At 37.2% G+C, this 14,557-nt stretch carries 14 protein-coding genes and 1 riboswitch; of the genes, 4 read left to right on the top strand and 10 right to left on the bottom strand.

Annotated features, from left to right (window positions below; translation table 11 throughout):
- Positions 1 to 540: AIM24 family protein (locus RT445_RS16485; protein WP_313470997.1), on the top strand; the 540-nt coding region annotated here is incomplete at its 5' end.
- A gap of 37 nt (positions 541 to 577) precedes the next feature.
- Here the strand turns inward: RT445_RS16485 and RT445_RS16480 are convergent.
- From RT445_RS16480 to RT445_RS16470, 3 genes are all read right to left on the bottom strand, one after another.
- A complete protein-coding gene (locus RT445_RS16480; RefSeq protein ID WP_274795412.1) occupies positions 578 to 1,540 on the bottom strand; it encodes a 2-hydroxyacid dehydrogenase in 963 nt (320 codons plus the stop codon).
- A 395-nt stretch (positions 1,541 to 1,935) separates the two neighbouring features.
- Positions 1,936 to 2,772, bottom strand: coding sequence for an undecaprenyl-diphosphate phosphatase (locus RT445_RS16475; RefSeq protein ID WP_396631729.1), 837 nt, complete (start codon positions 2,770 to 2,772; stop codon positions 1,936 to 1,938).
- Positions 2,773 to 2,876: 104 nt separating this feature from the next.
- Positions 2,877 to 3,956, bottom strand: coding sequence for a metallophosphoesterase (locus tag RT445_RS16470; RefSeq protein WP_274795411.1), 1,080 nt, complete (start codon positions 3,954 to 3,956; stop codon positions 2,877 to 2,879).
- Between the two features lie 308 nt (positions 3,957 to 4,264).
- Between RT445_RS16470 and RT445_RS16465 the strand changes: the two genes are divergently transcribed.
- Positions 4,265 to 5,413 carry an acyl-CoA dehydrogenase family protein gene (locus RT445_RS16465; RefSeq protein WP_274795410.1) on the top strand — a complete coding sequence of 383 codons (1,149 nt, stop codon included), beginning with the start codon at positions 4,265 to 4,267 and terminating at the stop codon, positions 5,411 to 5,413.
- A 41-nt stretch (positions 5,414 to 5,454) separates the two neighbouring features.
- Here the strand turns inward: RT445_RS16465 and RT445_RS16460 are convergent, their stop codons facing one another.
- The 4 genes from RT445_RS16460 to RT445_RS16445 form a co-directional block, all read right to left on the bottom strand.
- Positions 5,455 to 7,659, bottom strand: a complete 2,205-nt coding sequence (locus RT445_RS16460) for a sensor histidine kinase (protein ID WP_274795409.1) — start codon at positions 7,657 to 7,659, stop codon at positions 5,455 to 5,457.
- A 16-nt stretch (positions 7,660 to 7,675) separates the two neighbouring features.
- Positions 7,676 to 7,831, bottom strand: coding sequence for a hypothetical protein (locus RT445_RS16455; RefSeq protein WP_274795408.1), 156 nt, complete (start codon positions 7,829 to 7,831; stop codon positions 7,676 to 7,678).
- Complete coding sequence (locus RT445_RS16450) at positions 7,809 to 8,501, bottom strand: response regulator transcription factor (RefSeq protein ID WP_274795407.1); 693 nt, start codon at positions 8,499 to 8,501, stop codon at positions 7,809 to 7,811. Before RT445_RS16450 ends, RT445_RS16455 begins: the two co-directional genes overlap by 23 nt.
- A gap of 76 nt (positions 8,502 to 8,577) precedes the next feature.
- Entirely contained in the window at positions 8,578 to 9,441 is an 864-nt protein-coding gene (locus RT445_RS16445; RefSeq protein WP_274795406.1) for a DMT family transporter, read from the bottom strand.
- A gap of 154 nt (positions 9,442 to 9,595) precedes the next feature.
- Here RT445_RS16445 and RT445_RS16440 point away from each other — a divergent pair, with 154 nt between their 5' ends.
- Entirely contained in the window at positions 9,596 to 9,826 is a 231-nt protein-coding gene (locus RT445_RS16440) for a MerR family transcriptional regulator (RefSeq protein WP_274795405.1), read from the top strand.
- 66 nt (positions 9,827 to 9,892) lie between these two features.
- Here RT445_RS16440 and RT445_RS16435 read toward each other — a convergent pair whose 3' ends face one another.
- From RT445_RS16435 to RT445_RS16425, 3 genes are all read right to left on the bottom strand, one after another.
- Positions 9,893 to 10,879, bottom strand: a complete 987-nt coding sequence (locus RT445_RS16435; protein ID WP_313470999.1) for a homoserine dehydrogenase — start codon at positions 10,877 to 10,879, stop codon at positions 9,893 to 9,895.
- 472 nt (positions 10,880 to 11,351) lie between these two features.
- Entirely contained in the window at positions 11,352 to 11,738 is a 387-nt protein-coding gene (locus tag RT445_RS16430) for a hypothetical protein (RefSeq protein ID WP_274795404.1), read from the bottom strand.
- Between the two features lie 330 nt (positions 11,739 to 12,068).
- Positions 12,069 to 13,370: an O-acetylhomoserine aminocarboxypropyltransferase/cysteine synthase family protein gene (locus RT445_RS16425; RefSeq protein ID WP_274795403.1), complete on the bottom strand. Its 1,302-nt coding sequence runs from the start codon at positions 13,368 to 13,370 to the stop codon at positions 12,069 to 12,071.
- A gap of 116 nt (positions 13,371 to 13,486) precedes the next feature.
- Positions 13,487 to 13,600: riboswitch (SAM riboswitch) on the bottom strand.
- Between the two features lie 155 nt (positions 13,601 to 13,755).
- Here RT445_RS16425 and RT445_RS16420 point away from each other — a divergent pair.
- Positions 13,756 to 14,388, top strand: coding sequence for a glycerol-3-phosphate acyltransferase (locus RT445_RS16420; protein ID WP_274795402.1), 633 nt, complete (start codon positions 13,756 to 13,758; stop codon positions 14,386 to 14,388).
- Positions 14,389 to 14,557: the final 169 nt, after the last annotated feature.

Genomic DNA, 14,557 nt, shown 5'->3' with positions numbered 1-14,557 from the left:
GGTAAGAAACATGTTTATTTTGCTTCCCCATACCCTGGTAAAATTATACCAATGGATTTAAGCCAACTAAATGGTAAGATCATTTGTCAAAAGGATGCATTTCTAGCTGCAGCTAAAGGTGTATCTGTTGGCGTTGAATTTCAGAAAAAAATCGGTGTAGGCTTCTTCGGTGGGGAAGGCTTCATTATGCAAAAGCTTGAGGGTGACGGCATGGCATTCGTTCATGCAGGTGGAGCAATTCACGAAAAAACGTTACAACCAGGAGAAGTTTTACGTGTGGATACAGGATGTTTAGTGGCAATGACATCTAATGTAGATTACGATATTGAAATGGTTGGAGGCGTAAAAACAGCATTATTTGGTGGCGAAGGAATCTTCTTTGCTACATTACGCGGCCCGGGAACAGTGTGGGTACAATCATTACCATTTAGCCGTCTAGCAAGTCGTGTCTTTGCAGCAGCGCCAATTTCACAAGGCGGAGGCGGCCAGTCTAAGGGCGAAGGCGGTATCGGCGGTATATTCGATTTATTTAATAGATAATAAAGATGGAGCATATCACAGTGATATGCTCCAATTTTTAATCGATTCGATTCGAAATTGCCTTGCCCTGCCCATATGCCATTAAGGCTTTCACATTTAACATTAACATAGCTGTTCTCGTTTCTAAAGACGCGCTACCGATATGTGGTAGCGCAACGACATTCGGAAGTGTTAATAATGGATGATCCATCGCAATTGGCTCTTGTTCAAACACATCAAGCCCTGCTGCCCAGAGCTTTCCATTTTTCAAAACATCATATAGTGCAGCCTCATCTATAATTCCACCACGGGAAGCGTTTATTAATACAGCATCATCCTTCATCAAAGCTAATTCTTGTGCTCCAATAAGGCCTTCCGTATCACTATTATAAGGTGTCATGATCACTACAAAATCAGATTGCTTTAAAAGATCCTCCAATGAAACATATTGAAAACCGTACATTTCTTCCGCTTCGTGACGACGTCTACGATTATTATATAGAACCTTCATTTCAAAACCTTTTGCACGTCTTGCAACAGCTTGTCCAATGCGGCCCATACCGATAATTCCTATTGTCGCTCCAGATACATCCTTACCAACCAATTGCATGGGGTACCAGCTTTTCCATTTACCTTCCCGTAAATACCTCTCACTTTCCGGAATTCTTCTCGCAGTAGCTAGTAGTAAACCAAATACTAAATCCGCAGTCGTATTGGTTAAGACACCAGGTGTATTGGTTGCCATAATTCCTTTTTTCCGTAAAGCTTTAACATCGATATTATTATAACCAACTGCCAAATTCGTCACTAGTTTTAAATTTGGAGCGTAAGAAAGTAACTCTTCATCTACTTGATCTGCTATCGTTACCCACAGCACTTCACAATCAGTTACAGCTGCTAGCAGTTTGTCACGTGGAATCACAATCTCCTCTTCTTCCCACTGTGAGATTTCATAATACTCCTGTAACGGCTCAACAATATGTGTAGGAAACTTCCGTGTTATAAATAATTTCTTTTTCATGTTCCAAACACCCCTCTACTCATTTCCCTAATTCGCCTTTAGCGTAACACTTAAAACAATCATTTTCTAGAGGTTTCTAGTTACAGGTTATCTATAACTAATGGCGTGCTACCGCATCAGCCTATTTATTTAGTTTATCCTTGAAATAAATCATTCTATCCTAAACCTTTGTATTAAAAAGCTATGCATATATTGTATGCATAGCTAATTTTTATAACTCTCTGATTGTTGAATTTAAGCGATTGGTTACCCTTTCTAATTCTTCAGAAGATACAGTTATCATATTACACCACAAAAAGTACTTTGAACCCAATGATATTCATTTCAAAAAGATGTATTCAGAAAAGGCATGCAAAAAAGCCACTCCTTCTTGTACAGAAGAGTGACTTTTAACTTTACATGAAAATGATTACGCAAAGAACAGCAGCTAAAACTAAACGATAAATCGCAAAAGGCATTAATTTCACTTTTGAAATAAGTGCTAAGAAGAACTTGATCGATAGTAATGCAAAGACAAATGAACTAATAAATCCGACAGCATAGAATCCAAAATAGTCCATTGATAAAGTATCCCAGTTTTTCAAAACAGATACTAGACTAGCACCTGCCATAATCGGTACTGCCATAATAAATGTAAAATCAGCTGCAACACGGTGACTCATACCGAATAGTACCCCACCTGAAATTGTTGCGCCTGAACGGGAAAAACCTGGCCATAAAGATAGACATTGTACTAGCCCTACTTTAAATGCCAATCCATATGAAATCTTATCTAGAGAATCTACTTTTGGCTTTCTCGGTGCCAATTTATCTGCCGCAATCATTAGAATTGCCCCAGCTACCAATGCATAAATAACATGCTCTACTTTAAAAAGATGGTCATCAATAAAATCCTTGAATGCAAAACCTAAGACAACCGCAGGTAGCATCCCAACAATGACATGCAATAAGTTAAAACGGCCATTCATAGATTTAGATTGTCCATCTATATTGTATAAGCCAATGAGGCTCAACATACGTTTCCACATAACAACGATAACTGCTAATATAGAACCAAGTTGAACTACAATTTTAAATGTATTCGCAGGATATTTTCCTAAAAACTCTTCTGTCTTTAACCACATATCATCTACGATAATCATATGACCTGTAGAAGATACTGGTGCAAATTCTGTCATACCTTCAACAAAGCCTAATATCAATGCTTTTAATAACTCTATAATTTCCACCATGTCACCTTACCTTTTTTAATAAAATACCCACTTATTATAAAATACTCCGTTTTTCTATACTACTGCCAATTCGCCTAAGTAGTCCAATTCAAAATTTCAACTTATTATTGAAATTTTATATCTACTACCCACAGTTCTGATCTACTACCAATTCGCATAGGTGGTCCCCAGAAGCCATATCCTGATGAAACAAGTGTATGCATGTGCTCCTTCAGCTTATAACCATAATCCAGTTCAAATACTCTTGCTGTTATAAACTGATTCGGCCATAGCTGACCCTTATGCGTATGACCTGACATATGTAAATCAACACCCATTTTCGAAGGTGTCAACAAGTCGTCAGGTGTATGGTTCATTACAAGCCAAGGTAAATTATCAGTAGACTTTAAATCTTCAAGTGGTTTTCTTTCTTTGTTCGTCCTGTCTTCTTGCCCTGTTAATATAAACGCATTTTCTATACGAATTGTTTCATCTAGCAGTATTTTTACATTGGCATTTTCCATTTCTCTTATAAATTCAGGGATTTTTTTGCCATAATACTCATGGTTACCTAGTATACCATACGTTCCATATGTAGCCCTTAATTGTTTCATGACATCCGCCATTCCCTCTTGTACAAACCATTTTGGATCATCATCCACAATATCACCAGCTAACAACACAATATCTGGCTGTGCTTCATTAGCTAAGCTAACAAAGCGTTGCAAATGCCTTTTATGCGATAAAACCCCTAAATGAAAATCGGATGCCACAACAGCTCTCATTGAATGAAGCTCACTGTCTTTTTTTGCAACCGCGATCTCTAAATGACGAACAACTGGAGAATAGGCTAAATAAGAGCCAATGATACCTAATACTAATAGCACAGCAACTGCTATACTACCAATTATTTGTACATTTTTAAAGGGTGTTAACCAAATAATCAATTGTGCAACTAAACATAGTAATAATCCATACTCAAAGATAAACATCCAATAATTGCTGATCACCGAAAAGAAGCGTAAAGACTCATGTAGCCTTCCGATTATAATACTAAATGCCACAATATATAATAGTAACCAAAATAGGACTGGATAACGGAACCACCCCATAGCTACAAGCCACTGCTTCACTCCCCACCCTAAATAGAAAGTCAACGCACTATAAACACTAATTAAAAGTAAACCGCCGATTACTTTTGGCATAACTTCGTCCTCTACTTTCTCTATATTTAGTCGATTATATCATTTTACTTAACAATCCTATTACATGAAGCATTTGAATAATCTTCTAGTGAAAATAGAAACTAGCCACCTTAAATTGCTTACAAATATAAGTTTATCTTTTCGTTTATTTGAATTCTATCGTATTACATGACATTTCACTGTATATAGATGACATTTTCGTCACTTCCTCACTAAAAGCTACTTTTATTTTCACAAATCTTCCAGTAACATGATCAATAAGACAGAATATTTACACATTTACGAATCAAAAAGGGGTGCTATATCAAATGACACGTTATAAATTTGAAACAACAGAGCATGAGTTATTTCGTAAAACCTTTCGTAAGTTTTTAGCTGAAGAAGCAGAGCCACATTATGCTCAATGGGAAAAGGATCATCTTATTCCTCTTTCATTTTGGCGTAAGCTCGGTGATATGGGCTATCTTTGTCCACAGGTTGAAGAGCAATATGGAGGGCTGGGGCTGGATTTCAGCTTTGGTGTTATCATTCAAGAAGAGCTTGAACGGATAGGCTCCAGCCTGATCGGAGTGGGCCTGCATAATGATATTGTTGTACCATATATCGAGGCCTATGGTACACATGACCAAAAGTCTCGCTGGTTACCTAAATGTGTGACAGGCGACTCTATAACAGCTATTGCGATGACCGAGCCTGGTACAGGTTCAGATCTAGCCAATATCCAAACTACAGCTATTCGCGATGGTGACCATTACATAGTGAATGGTCAAAAAACCTTCATTACCAATGGAATTCATACAAACTTAGTCGTTGTTGCAGTGAAGACAAATCCACAGGCAGAGAAAAAGCATCGTGGAATTAGTCTACTTGTCATTGAAGAAGGTACTCCTGGCTTTACAAAAGGAAGACAACTCGAAAAAGTTGGCATGCATGCCCAAGATACAGCAGAGCTCTATTTTGAAGATTGCCGAGTGCCTGTAAAAAACCTACTAGGAGAAGAAGGCAAAGGTTTTCACTATATGATGGAAAAACTGCAACAAGAGCGTTTAGCGGTAGCGATTGCTGCTCAAACAGCCGCAGAGGATATGCTTGCCATAACGCTTGACTATGTAAAATCGCGCCAAGCCTTTGGTAAGACAATTGGAGACTTCCAAAATACTCAATTTAAACTAGCTGAAATGGCAACTAAAATTGAGCTTGGCAAAGCGTTTTTAGAATCTTTGATTGAAGACCATATAGCAGGTAAAGATGTCGTTACTAAAGTATCAATGGCAAAATACTGGATAACAGAAAATGCACGTAATCTTGCCACACAATGTATGCAATTGCATGGCGGCTATGGATATATGGAGGAATACAAAATTGCCCGTAGGTATAGAGATATTCCTGTTATGTCCATCTATGCTGGAACAAATGAAGTCATGAAAGTTATTATCGCTAAAAATTTAGGCTTATAATATAAAGAAGATGGTGGCAAACCTCTGCCACCATCTTCCCATTATACTGCCGAAATACGAACTGTTACTTTAAATAAATCACCATCGACATCAATAGTCATTCTAGCTCCGTGTAAATCAACAATGGACTGTGCTATAGCTAATCCAAGTCCAGAGCCTTCTGTATGTCGTGAAGCATCTGCCCGTTTAAAGCGTTCAAATAATTCATCAGCATCTTCGCTAATTTCATACTTCGCTACATTTTTCACTGTGAATTCGGCGTCACCATCTGCCGTACGTTTTAACGTTACATATACACGTGTCCCTTCTAACGCATACTTCAAGACATTAACAATTAAATTATCAATAAGCCTCCACCATTTTTGACCATCCACATAGGCATAAATAGGGTCATGAGGCATCGTTATTCGTAAATCTAAACGTGACTGTGATAAATCTTCCTTATGTTCTCCCACCGCTTGCTGAATAAGCTGTGTCAAATCTACACGACTTCGTTGAAGCTCGATATTCCCGCTTGCCATTTTTGATACTTCAAAGAGATCTTCAATCAACACTTTTAAACGTTCAGATTTTTTATCAAGAATATGAATATATTGCTGACGTTCTTCATCTGTAATCGTAGGGTTTTTCAGTAAATCCGTATACGTAATAATAGAGGTTAGAGGAGTCCGTAAATCATGACTCACATTGGTAATTAGCTCTGTTTTTAACCGTTCACTTTTAGCCTGCTGGTGCATTGACGTACGAACACCTTCCCGTAAATGGTTAAGATTCTCCGCATGACCAGCAAGCGGTGATTTGCCTTTTACCTTTACATCACGGTTTAACCGTCCTTCAGCCATATCCTTCGTATCCTTCATAATGCGATTTAGGTAACCCATTCTTGATAGAAAAACGATTAATGCTGGAACTCCTACGAACGTACACAATCCAAGGACAAGAACTTGAAAAGCTCCTCCTCTTAACATTGAAGCGACAAGACTACCTCCACCAAAGAAGGCTGCAGCGAGCATCACAATTGAATGCAATGCAATCGAACGGTTGATAAATAAATCAGTCATCGAATCCCCAAGTGACCATAAATAGCTCGATTTTACATTTTCCTCTAGCTTTTTCAAAGTATCTACTCTTGTATACAACCATATTAACTGCACAAAGAAGGCACTGCCAATTACAAATAACACACCTAATTTAAAGGCAAGATCTAGTATATAGCGCACATAATTATGTTGATAATTGTATTCGTAAGTGTATTCAATAGATTCAAAAACAACTTGAGACGCAATAAGATATATAAATCCTGTGATCAATACTAAAACAACTTGAAAGTCGAATTTAACTTTAGTTAAAATCTCTTTTTCCTTCATATCCTTGACAGTTTGTAGTAAACCCTTACGTCCTCTCCAAACAAAGAATGCTGTTACTATACTAGTGAGCCATACTAGGAAGAAGGTATATTGATTTCGATGAAAACGACTATAATCCTGCATAACGCCTAATGTTTGCACTGCTTTTTTTGAAATCGTTAAGACACCCGTATATTCAGTTGTTTCATAAAGGTCATCTACATTTACATATGTTTCTGTACGGTAAAAAGTATCCCTGAAATTATTACTTATGTTACCTGCATATAATGGATTTCGCTCCGTATATTTTATTTTATAGGCACTACTTTCAGTAACATCACCAGCACGATATGTTTTACCTGTTTCCGTATTCTTCAACTCATAAGACCAATAGTCAAAGTTTTTTTCAAAGTTTTTGGCTTCACTTTGTACGTCTTTAATATATTTATCAATGAGCACTTCTTTTTCAGCAAGAATCTTCTTTCGTACATGCTCATCATCTTCAAAATTTGCTGTAATATCTTTAATTTTATTATCGCGTTCAGTCTCTAGCTTAGTCTTTAATTCAGTTGCATTGGCATCTATAGCTTCCTGAATACGCTGTTCGTATTGTGCTTTAATATTATCGATTTGCTGTCCCAATGTGCCGTAGTAATTACGATGATCCTCTATTTCAGTTTGGGTAATTTCTATTTTATTTTTTAAATCCTCTGCCTTCGGTACATTTATTACTAAAGGTCCTAATTCTGCAGTGAAATTATCTATTTCATGCTGGAAATTTTCTGAATCGAAATATGATTTACCAATATACTGATAACCTACATGCCAAAATGTAAAAATACCGAAAATCGTCCAGATTAAACACATTAAAACGAAAAGAGATCTCCATTTTTTTATCATCCCTCTTTACACTCCTCTAAAAAATTCTTTCTAACAATTGTAAAACCTCTGAGGAGCGAGAATCGACGATTTGATAGGCATAAATCCCAAAATAAATAAGCCCAATAACTCCTGCAATAAATCCTGCAATAGTCATATACTTCTCTATTTTATTTTTCCATTTTATAGCCAACGCCCCATACCACCTTTAAATAGCGCGGATTTTTCGGATCTGCTTCGATTTTTTCTCGGATCTTCCGGATATGAACAGCTACAATATTTTCAGCATTGTACGCTTCCTCATTCCAAACCCGTTCATAAATTTCTCGAATCGAAAAAACACGCCCTGCATTTTTCATTAATAGTTCTGTAATTTTATATTCTATCGGGGTAAGGCGAACTGGTTCTCCTTCTAATATGACTTCTTTAGCCTCTTCATCAAGAACAAGTCCGTCAATTTCTACCTTTGTAGCACCTTCACTATACGTCCCTAGTTGAACATAGCGTCGTAGTTGCGATTTCACCCGTGCCAATAATTCTAATGGGTGAAATGGCTTTGTCACATAATCATCAGCTCCAACTGATAATCCATGGATTTTATCGCCATCCTCCGCCTTCGCACTTAGCATAATAATTGGAATATTACGCTCCTCTCTAATTTTAAAGGTAGCCGTTATTCCGTCCATGTTTGGCATCATAATATCTAAAATAATTAAATGTACTTCATTGTTCTCTAGCTTTTTTAATGCATCTAAGCCATCTGCTGCTTTAATGACATGATAGCCTTCATTTTTTAAATAGATTTCAATACCATCACGAATATCTTGATCGTCATCTGTAACAAGAACTGTTAATTTCGTCATGATATACACCTCGCTCTCAAATATAAGTCTACCTTTCAAATCTTAAAAACCAGCTATTATAAAAATGAAGATTTTCTTAAGGTTTTAGTTTTTTTCTTCCACCTAGTGTTAAAACAACAATACCTCCTAATAGCATTGCTACACCAAGCCAGGACACTATAGTTAAGTGTTCTCCAATCAAAAATACACCTAGTATAGCCGCAGTCAATGGTTCTGCCAATGAAAGGGTTACGGCTGTGGATGAACTAATTTTCTGCAGACCATTTAAAAACAGTAAATACGCTACGCTTGTACACATGATTCCCATGAACAGCATTGTCCATAAATTGTGTATGTTTACTAGCCAAGCAAATCCACTTTCTAAAGAAAACGGCAGTAAAAACAACGTACAAACCGAAAATGTCATAGCGACTGCTGGTAATGCATCTGCTTGTGCCATTAATTTTTTACTTATATTTGTATAAAATGCAAAGGATAAGCCTGCACAAAGCGCAAGGGCGAATCCACCAGCATGAACTATTTCATCCCCATTGCTCATAAATAATAAAAGACATCCGATGATGGCCATAAGTGTAGCAAGACCCCATATCAATGTGGGCCGCGTTTTCCAAACGATCCATTCTAAAATACCAGAAAACACTGGCGCACTCCCAATTGTTGCAACTGTTCCAATAGCAACACCTGTTAGACGTATTGATGAGAAGAAAAGTCCTTGGAAAAGGGCGATACTAGCCGCAGCTAAAATCGTCCATTTCCATGACCAATTTCGGAGGTCAATTTTTCGTAACAAAATAGCGATGGCTAATAATAGACCGCCACCAATGGCAGAACGGATTGTGGCCACCGCAATCGGAGATATTCCTTGATCTAAAAACGATTGAGCCGTACCTGTCATGCCCCACAAAATGGCTGCAAGTAATACAAACAATGGATTTAACATTTTATCAATCATCCTCGCTTCATTACTTCATGATATTTATAATACATATTTATCCAAAATCAAACAATTACCATTTTATTTTATCTTTCATATAGCACAGTATGCTTTCTATTGAATGGACGTTATAATAAATACTGTAAAAGGAGCGAATCATATGTATAAAACAATTGCAGAGACAGCTATTGACCTTGGCATGCCTGAGGATCAAGTAATGCGTCTAGTATATGAGGGGCGCATCCGTTCAGTTTACGATGGACAACAAATTCTAATAAATAGCGGTCAATTTAGTACTTATTTTAAACAACTGGAACGAATTAAAGAGGAAATCGAAATTTGGCGATCTACCCCTATTCCAGAGGATATTGATGTGAAAGACGAGGATTAAAAAACCCCACCATTCATACAATTTAAACATTGTTGAATGGTGGGCTTCTAAATGAAATAAGTTAATTTAAATCGTTACAACAAATCCTGCTCTTTTCCCAATAATCTCGGCATAATCTTCTACCATGACACTAGCGGTAGGATACATTCCTGCTCCAGGACCTACTAATGTTAATGTGCCAATGTAGTTAGTCTCTAATGCCACTGCGTTGAACACATCATCGACTGGATAGAGTGGATGTTCTTTATCAACAAGTTGTGGACCAACTTTAGCGATAATTTTACCGTCAGCCAGTTTCTCCACTTCAGCTACATGGCGGTAACGCAAACCATTTTCACACGCTTCACGTACTTGTTCAGCCGAGATACTATCTATTCCAATGACCTCTACATCAGCCCAATCTGGCTGTTCTCCAAAAGCCAAAGCACTTAAAATCATTAATTTTTTAAAGGCATCCTGACCAGAAACATCATTATATGGATCTGCCTCAGCATACCCTAAGCTCTGTGCCTCTTTTAAAGCTGTTTCGAAAGACCAGCCCTGTGCACGCATTTTTGTTAAAATATAATTACATGTGCCATTTAAGACTCCTTGTATACGACTTACGTCATTAACAAGTAAAATATTTTTCATTGTTTTAATAACAGGTACGCCACCAGCAGTAGTTGCCTCATAGCCTACAAAAACACCATTTGTCTTTGCAAGATCCTGTAACTCTAAACCTCGTTTAGCAAACATCACTTTGTTGGCTGTAATAACATGGCATTTATGCTCAACTGCTCGCTTTAAATAACTGAATGCAGGCTCTTCATTTACAATTGCTTCAAACACAACCTGCATACCTGGTTCTGCTAAGACATCATCTATGCTCGTTGTCATCAAATGTGCTGTTCCTGGCACACGTTCACGACTAGCATCTGTCACTAAAATCTTCGCAACTTCTAATTCAATACCTAATTTATTTTTTAGCTCTTCTCGCTTTTCATTTAATATATGATAGATGCCCTGACCTACCGTTCCAAATCCTAAAATCGCTGCCTTTATAGTTGCCATTCTTGTTATTCCCTCCAACTTACATTCCGCAGTTTCATCAAAGCTAATTTCTCCATGGGGTTGTGTCATGATCATTTGACACCCACCGCAGGCTTTAGTCAACTCTTCTTCGTATGAGTTTTGCTATTTCAGTACGTGTAGCAACACACACAAATTCAAACAATTCAAAATTTAACTTAAAGAAAATTGTATCGCAAATACATACTTTTCACAAGAAAAATCTTTCTAGGAAGGACATTTGTTTTCTCTAGACGTGCAAAAGAAATCGGTTTCATTCCCCTTATTATACGTTTTTTCGATTAATCCATAAGATTTGAACAAAAATTGACTCTTTACATTTAAATAGATGAATGTCTTTCTTCTATTATATATGTATGCTTGGACACCTATAATCTTGTTATTATTTTAAGGACCTCTAAAGAAAAAACTCATTCCCTGTAGCAGTAGAGAATGAGCTTATATATGAGGGGGTTCAACTTGCTTTTGAAAGCAACTGATATCGATATTGTGTTAAAACTTGTTGAACAAGACTAATTTCTTCTTCTTTAAAATTTGGGACTGCATATGTTCGTTCCACTAATTGAAAAGTACCATACTTTAAGTAAAACTCTGTCGCAGGAAGTGGAATATGGCTTACACCGTAATGTTTATATGCTTCGAAAACTTCCTTTATCGTATAGCTCTCCTCTTCAGCAACAACATGCTCTTGAAATGCTGTATGACCAAAGACTTGCTGCCATTTTCTTTCAACCGATGCAAGGAGGTGTTGGATGGATGAATTATTGACAAAAACATGCCCTTCATTTAGCTCATAAATTAGATAGGATGCAATGTTTTGTGCACTATAGATATTACCCATTTCAAACACTCCTTTATCATCAGTTTTTGGGAAGAGCAGTTACTGGCTAAGTAACTACTCTCCCACATCTATTCAAAAGTGGGGGAGCACTTATGAAAACATTACCTTTATAACAAGAATTTCGTACCCTTAACTTATTCCCTAGTATATAACAAGGATTTAACTAAGTCAATAATACATATAAAAATACTTGGTATTATTTTTCAAAAGGTTCTGATAATCAACAGAGACTTTACTCGACTGATGTAGTAACGTTAGAAGTATTACCAAATGAGGCAAATCGAATGAGAAAATACGTAAACGCTACAACATTCTCCCTTATGTTTTTACTTAAGCTTTTACTGTTTGTTCAGTTGCTGTTGCCTGCGTAATCGCTTGTTCTAGATCTGCAATAATGTCCTCTACTGCCTCTAAACCGATGGATAAGCGAATAAGCGATTCGGTTACTCCAGCTTGAACTAATTCATCTGCTGAGAGCTGTTGATGTGTAGTTGAGGCAGGATGAATAATTAATGACTTGGCATCTCCTACATTTGCTACATGTGAAAATAACTTCACGCTATCAATAAGCTTTCGTCCGGCTTCACGTCCACCTTTAATGCCAAATGTGAGCACTGAACCGAAGCCATTTCTTAAATATTTTTTCGCTAAATCATGTGTTGGGAAATCTTCTAAGCCATTATAATTTACATACTCCACAGATGGGTGGTTCTGTAAATATTCAGCCACTGCCAATGCATTTTCATTGTGTTTAGGGATACGCAAATGAAGCGTTTCTAAACCTTGTAACAAATTAAAGGCTGCGTCTGCGCTCAATGTTGGACCAAAATCACGTAATAGCTGTACGCGTAGCTTCGTAGCAAAAGCTGCTGAAGCCGTATCAATGCCGTAGCGTAAGCCATGGTAAGAAGCATCTGGCTCAGTAAAACCAGGAAAACGTCCGCTAGTCCAATCAAACTTACCAGCATCTACCACTACTCCACCTAAAGTTGTACCATGACCACCTATCCATTTAGTGGCTGAATGAACAACAACATCTGCACCATATTCAATAGGTGTTGAGCCATACGGAGAAGCAAACGTACTATCAATAATTAATGGTAAGCCATTCTCATGTGCAATTTTAGCTACCGCTTCAATATCTAAAACCTTTAAGCTTGGATTACCATAAACTTCAGCAAAAATAGCTTTTGTTTTATCGGTAATTGCAGCCTTAAAATTGTCTGGGTTTGTTTCATCTACAAAAATTGTATTAATACCGTAGTTTGGTAGTGTGTTAGCAAATAAATTATAAGTACCGCCATATAAAGAACTAGCTGCTACAATTTCATCACCAGCTCCAGCTAGGTTTAAAATGGAAAATGCGATAGCCGCTGCACCAGATGAAAGTGCTACTGCTGCTGTTCCACCTTCCAATAAAGCCACACGTTTTTCAAAAACATCAACAGTTGGATTTGTAATGCGTGTGTAAATGTTCCCTGCTTCTTCTAAGGCAAAAAGACGTTGCGCATGAGCAGTGTCTTTAAAAACGAATGCCGTTGAGCGATAGATGGGAACAGTTCGAGATCCTGTCACTGGGTCTGGTTCTTGACCACCATGTAACAACAATGTTTCTGGTTTAAAATTTGTCATTGTGTACCTCCAAATGGTTATTTTTTTACGATGGCACCGGAGATGAGGAGGATTTTTCTGTAGAAAACAAAAACCCTCTTCAGCTAAGAAGAGGGTTGCGGTTGCAAGTTTTCCTCCCCTTATCTGCCAGATCCAAGTAAGAATCTGTAGGAATTAGCACCTTAGTAAGTTCATCACTTACTGGTTGCCGGGCATCATAGGGCCTATCCCTCCGCCGCTCTTGATAAGAGTATGAGATTCAATTTCCATCGTTGTTACACAGTATAAACATAGAGTTTTTTTCTGTCAACATGTAAATTTTATTTTTTCCGAAACTTCTGTCTGCTCTTTTACGTACTATGAACGCATACACTATTTTAGAAAAAATTTTGAAGGGAGTATTTTTATGGTAAAAGCCGTGATTATTTTTCTCTTAGTTGGATATTTAATTGGCTGTATTCACGGCTCTAAAGTGGCACAATTTTTATCTGGGGTTGATTTAAAAAAAGCTGGCCATGGTAATGCTGGTGCATCCAATGCTACACTTTCCCTAGGTTGGAAATATGGCGTTTTAGTAGCTCTCATCGATATTGGTAAAGGTGTTGTAGCCATTATCGGCGCACACATTTATTTAGCAGATGCTATACATTTAACCGAAGGACAAATATGGCTTTTAACTTACATGATGGCTGCAGGGGTTATTTTAGGTCATAATTTCCCATTTTATATGGGCTTTAATGGTGGAAAAGGTACTGCTTCCATTATTGGCATTTTACTTGCTGTTGATTGGAAAATAGGTTTATTTGCACTTATTCTATTTGTCATTTTATCTTTCGCAACAAACTATTTAATTGTTGGAGTACTTGAGTTTTATCTCGTTTTTTGTACAGCAACTTATTTATGGATTCCTGGAATCGGTCCTACTGTTATTGCTGTCCTTCTATTTGGCATAGCGATTATTTTGCACATTGAAAATATTAAACGATTAGTAAATGGCACAGAGCCAAAAGTCACATCTGCATTTAAGAAAAAGAAATAAAGTTTTACATTTACAAACTATTTAAATATAACTACAAATCCCTCTTTATTCGATTTTGACAACAAAGCGTGCTATGCTCATGATATAGATAAGACACAAAGGAGAGAATATTTAAATGGTTAAAGAATTATTACGCAACCATTCCTCGGTTCGTATTTATGATGGCAAT

The organism is Lysinibacillus sp. (genome assembly GCF_032093475.1).
GTDB lineage: Bacteria > Bacillota > Bacilli > Bacillales_A > Planococcaceae > Lysinibacillus > Lysinibacillus irui.
Note: the sequence above shows the minus strand (reverse complement) of the source record. Positions and strands in the feature narration are given on the sequence as shown.

Coding starts and splice junctions, on each gene's coding strand:
- RT445_RS16480 (WP_274795412.1), bottom strand. CDS start 1,540: ATGAAAAAGAAATTATTTATAACACGGAAGTTTCCTACACATATTGTT.
- RT445_RS16475 (WP_396631729.1), bottom strand. CDS start 2,772: ATGGTGGAAATTATAGAGTTATTAAAAGCATTGATATTAGGCTTTGTT.
- RT445_RS16470 (WP_274795411.1), bottom strand. CDS start 3,956: ATGCCAAAAGTAATCGGCGGTTTACTTTTAATTAGTGTTTATAGTGCG.
- RT445_RS16465 (WP_274795410.1), top strand. CDS start 4,265: ATGACACGTTATAAATTTGAAACAACAGAGCATGAGTTATTTCGTAAA.
- RT445_RS16460 (WP_274795409.1), bottom strand. CDS start 7,659: ATGATAAAAAAATGGAGATCTCTTTTCGTTTTAATGTGTTTAATCTGG.
- RT445_RS16450 (WP_274795407.1), bottom strand. CDS start 8,501: ATGACGAAATTAACAGTTCTTGTTACAGATGACGATCAAGATATTCGT.
- RT445_RS16445 (WP_274795406.1), bottom strand. CDS start 9,441: ATGTTAAATCCATTGTTTGTATTACTTGCAGCCATTTTGTGGGGCATG.
- RT445_RS16440 (WP_274795405.1), top strand. CDS start 9,596: ATGTATAAAACAATTGCAGAGACAGCTATTGACCTTGGCATGCCTGAG.
- RT445_RS16435 (WP_313470999.1), bottom strand. CDS start 10,879: ATGGCAACTATAAAGGCAGCGATTTTAGGATTTGGAACGGTAGGTCAG.
- RT445_RS16430 (WP_274795404.1), bottom strand. CDS start 11,738: ATGGGTAATATCTATAGTGCACAAAACATTGCATCCTATCTAATTTAT.
- RT445_RS16425 (WP_274795403.1), bottom strand. CDS start 13,370: ATGACAAATTTTAAACCAGAAACATTGTTGTTACATGGTGGTCAAGAA.
- RT445_RS16420 (WP_274795402.1), top strand. CDS start 13,756: ATGGTAAAAGCCGTGATTATTTTTCTCTTAGTTGGATATTTAATTGGC.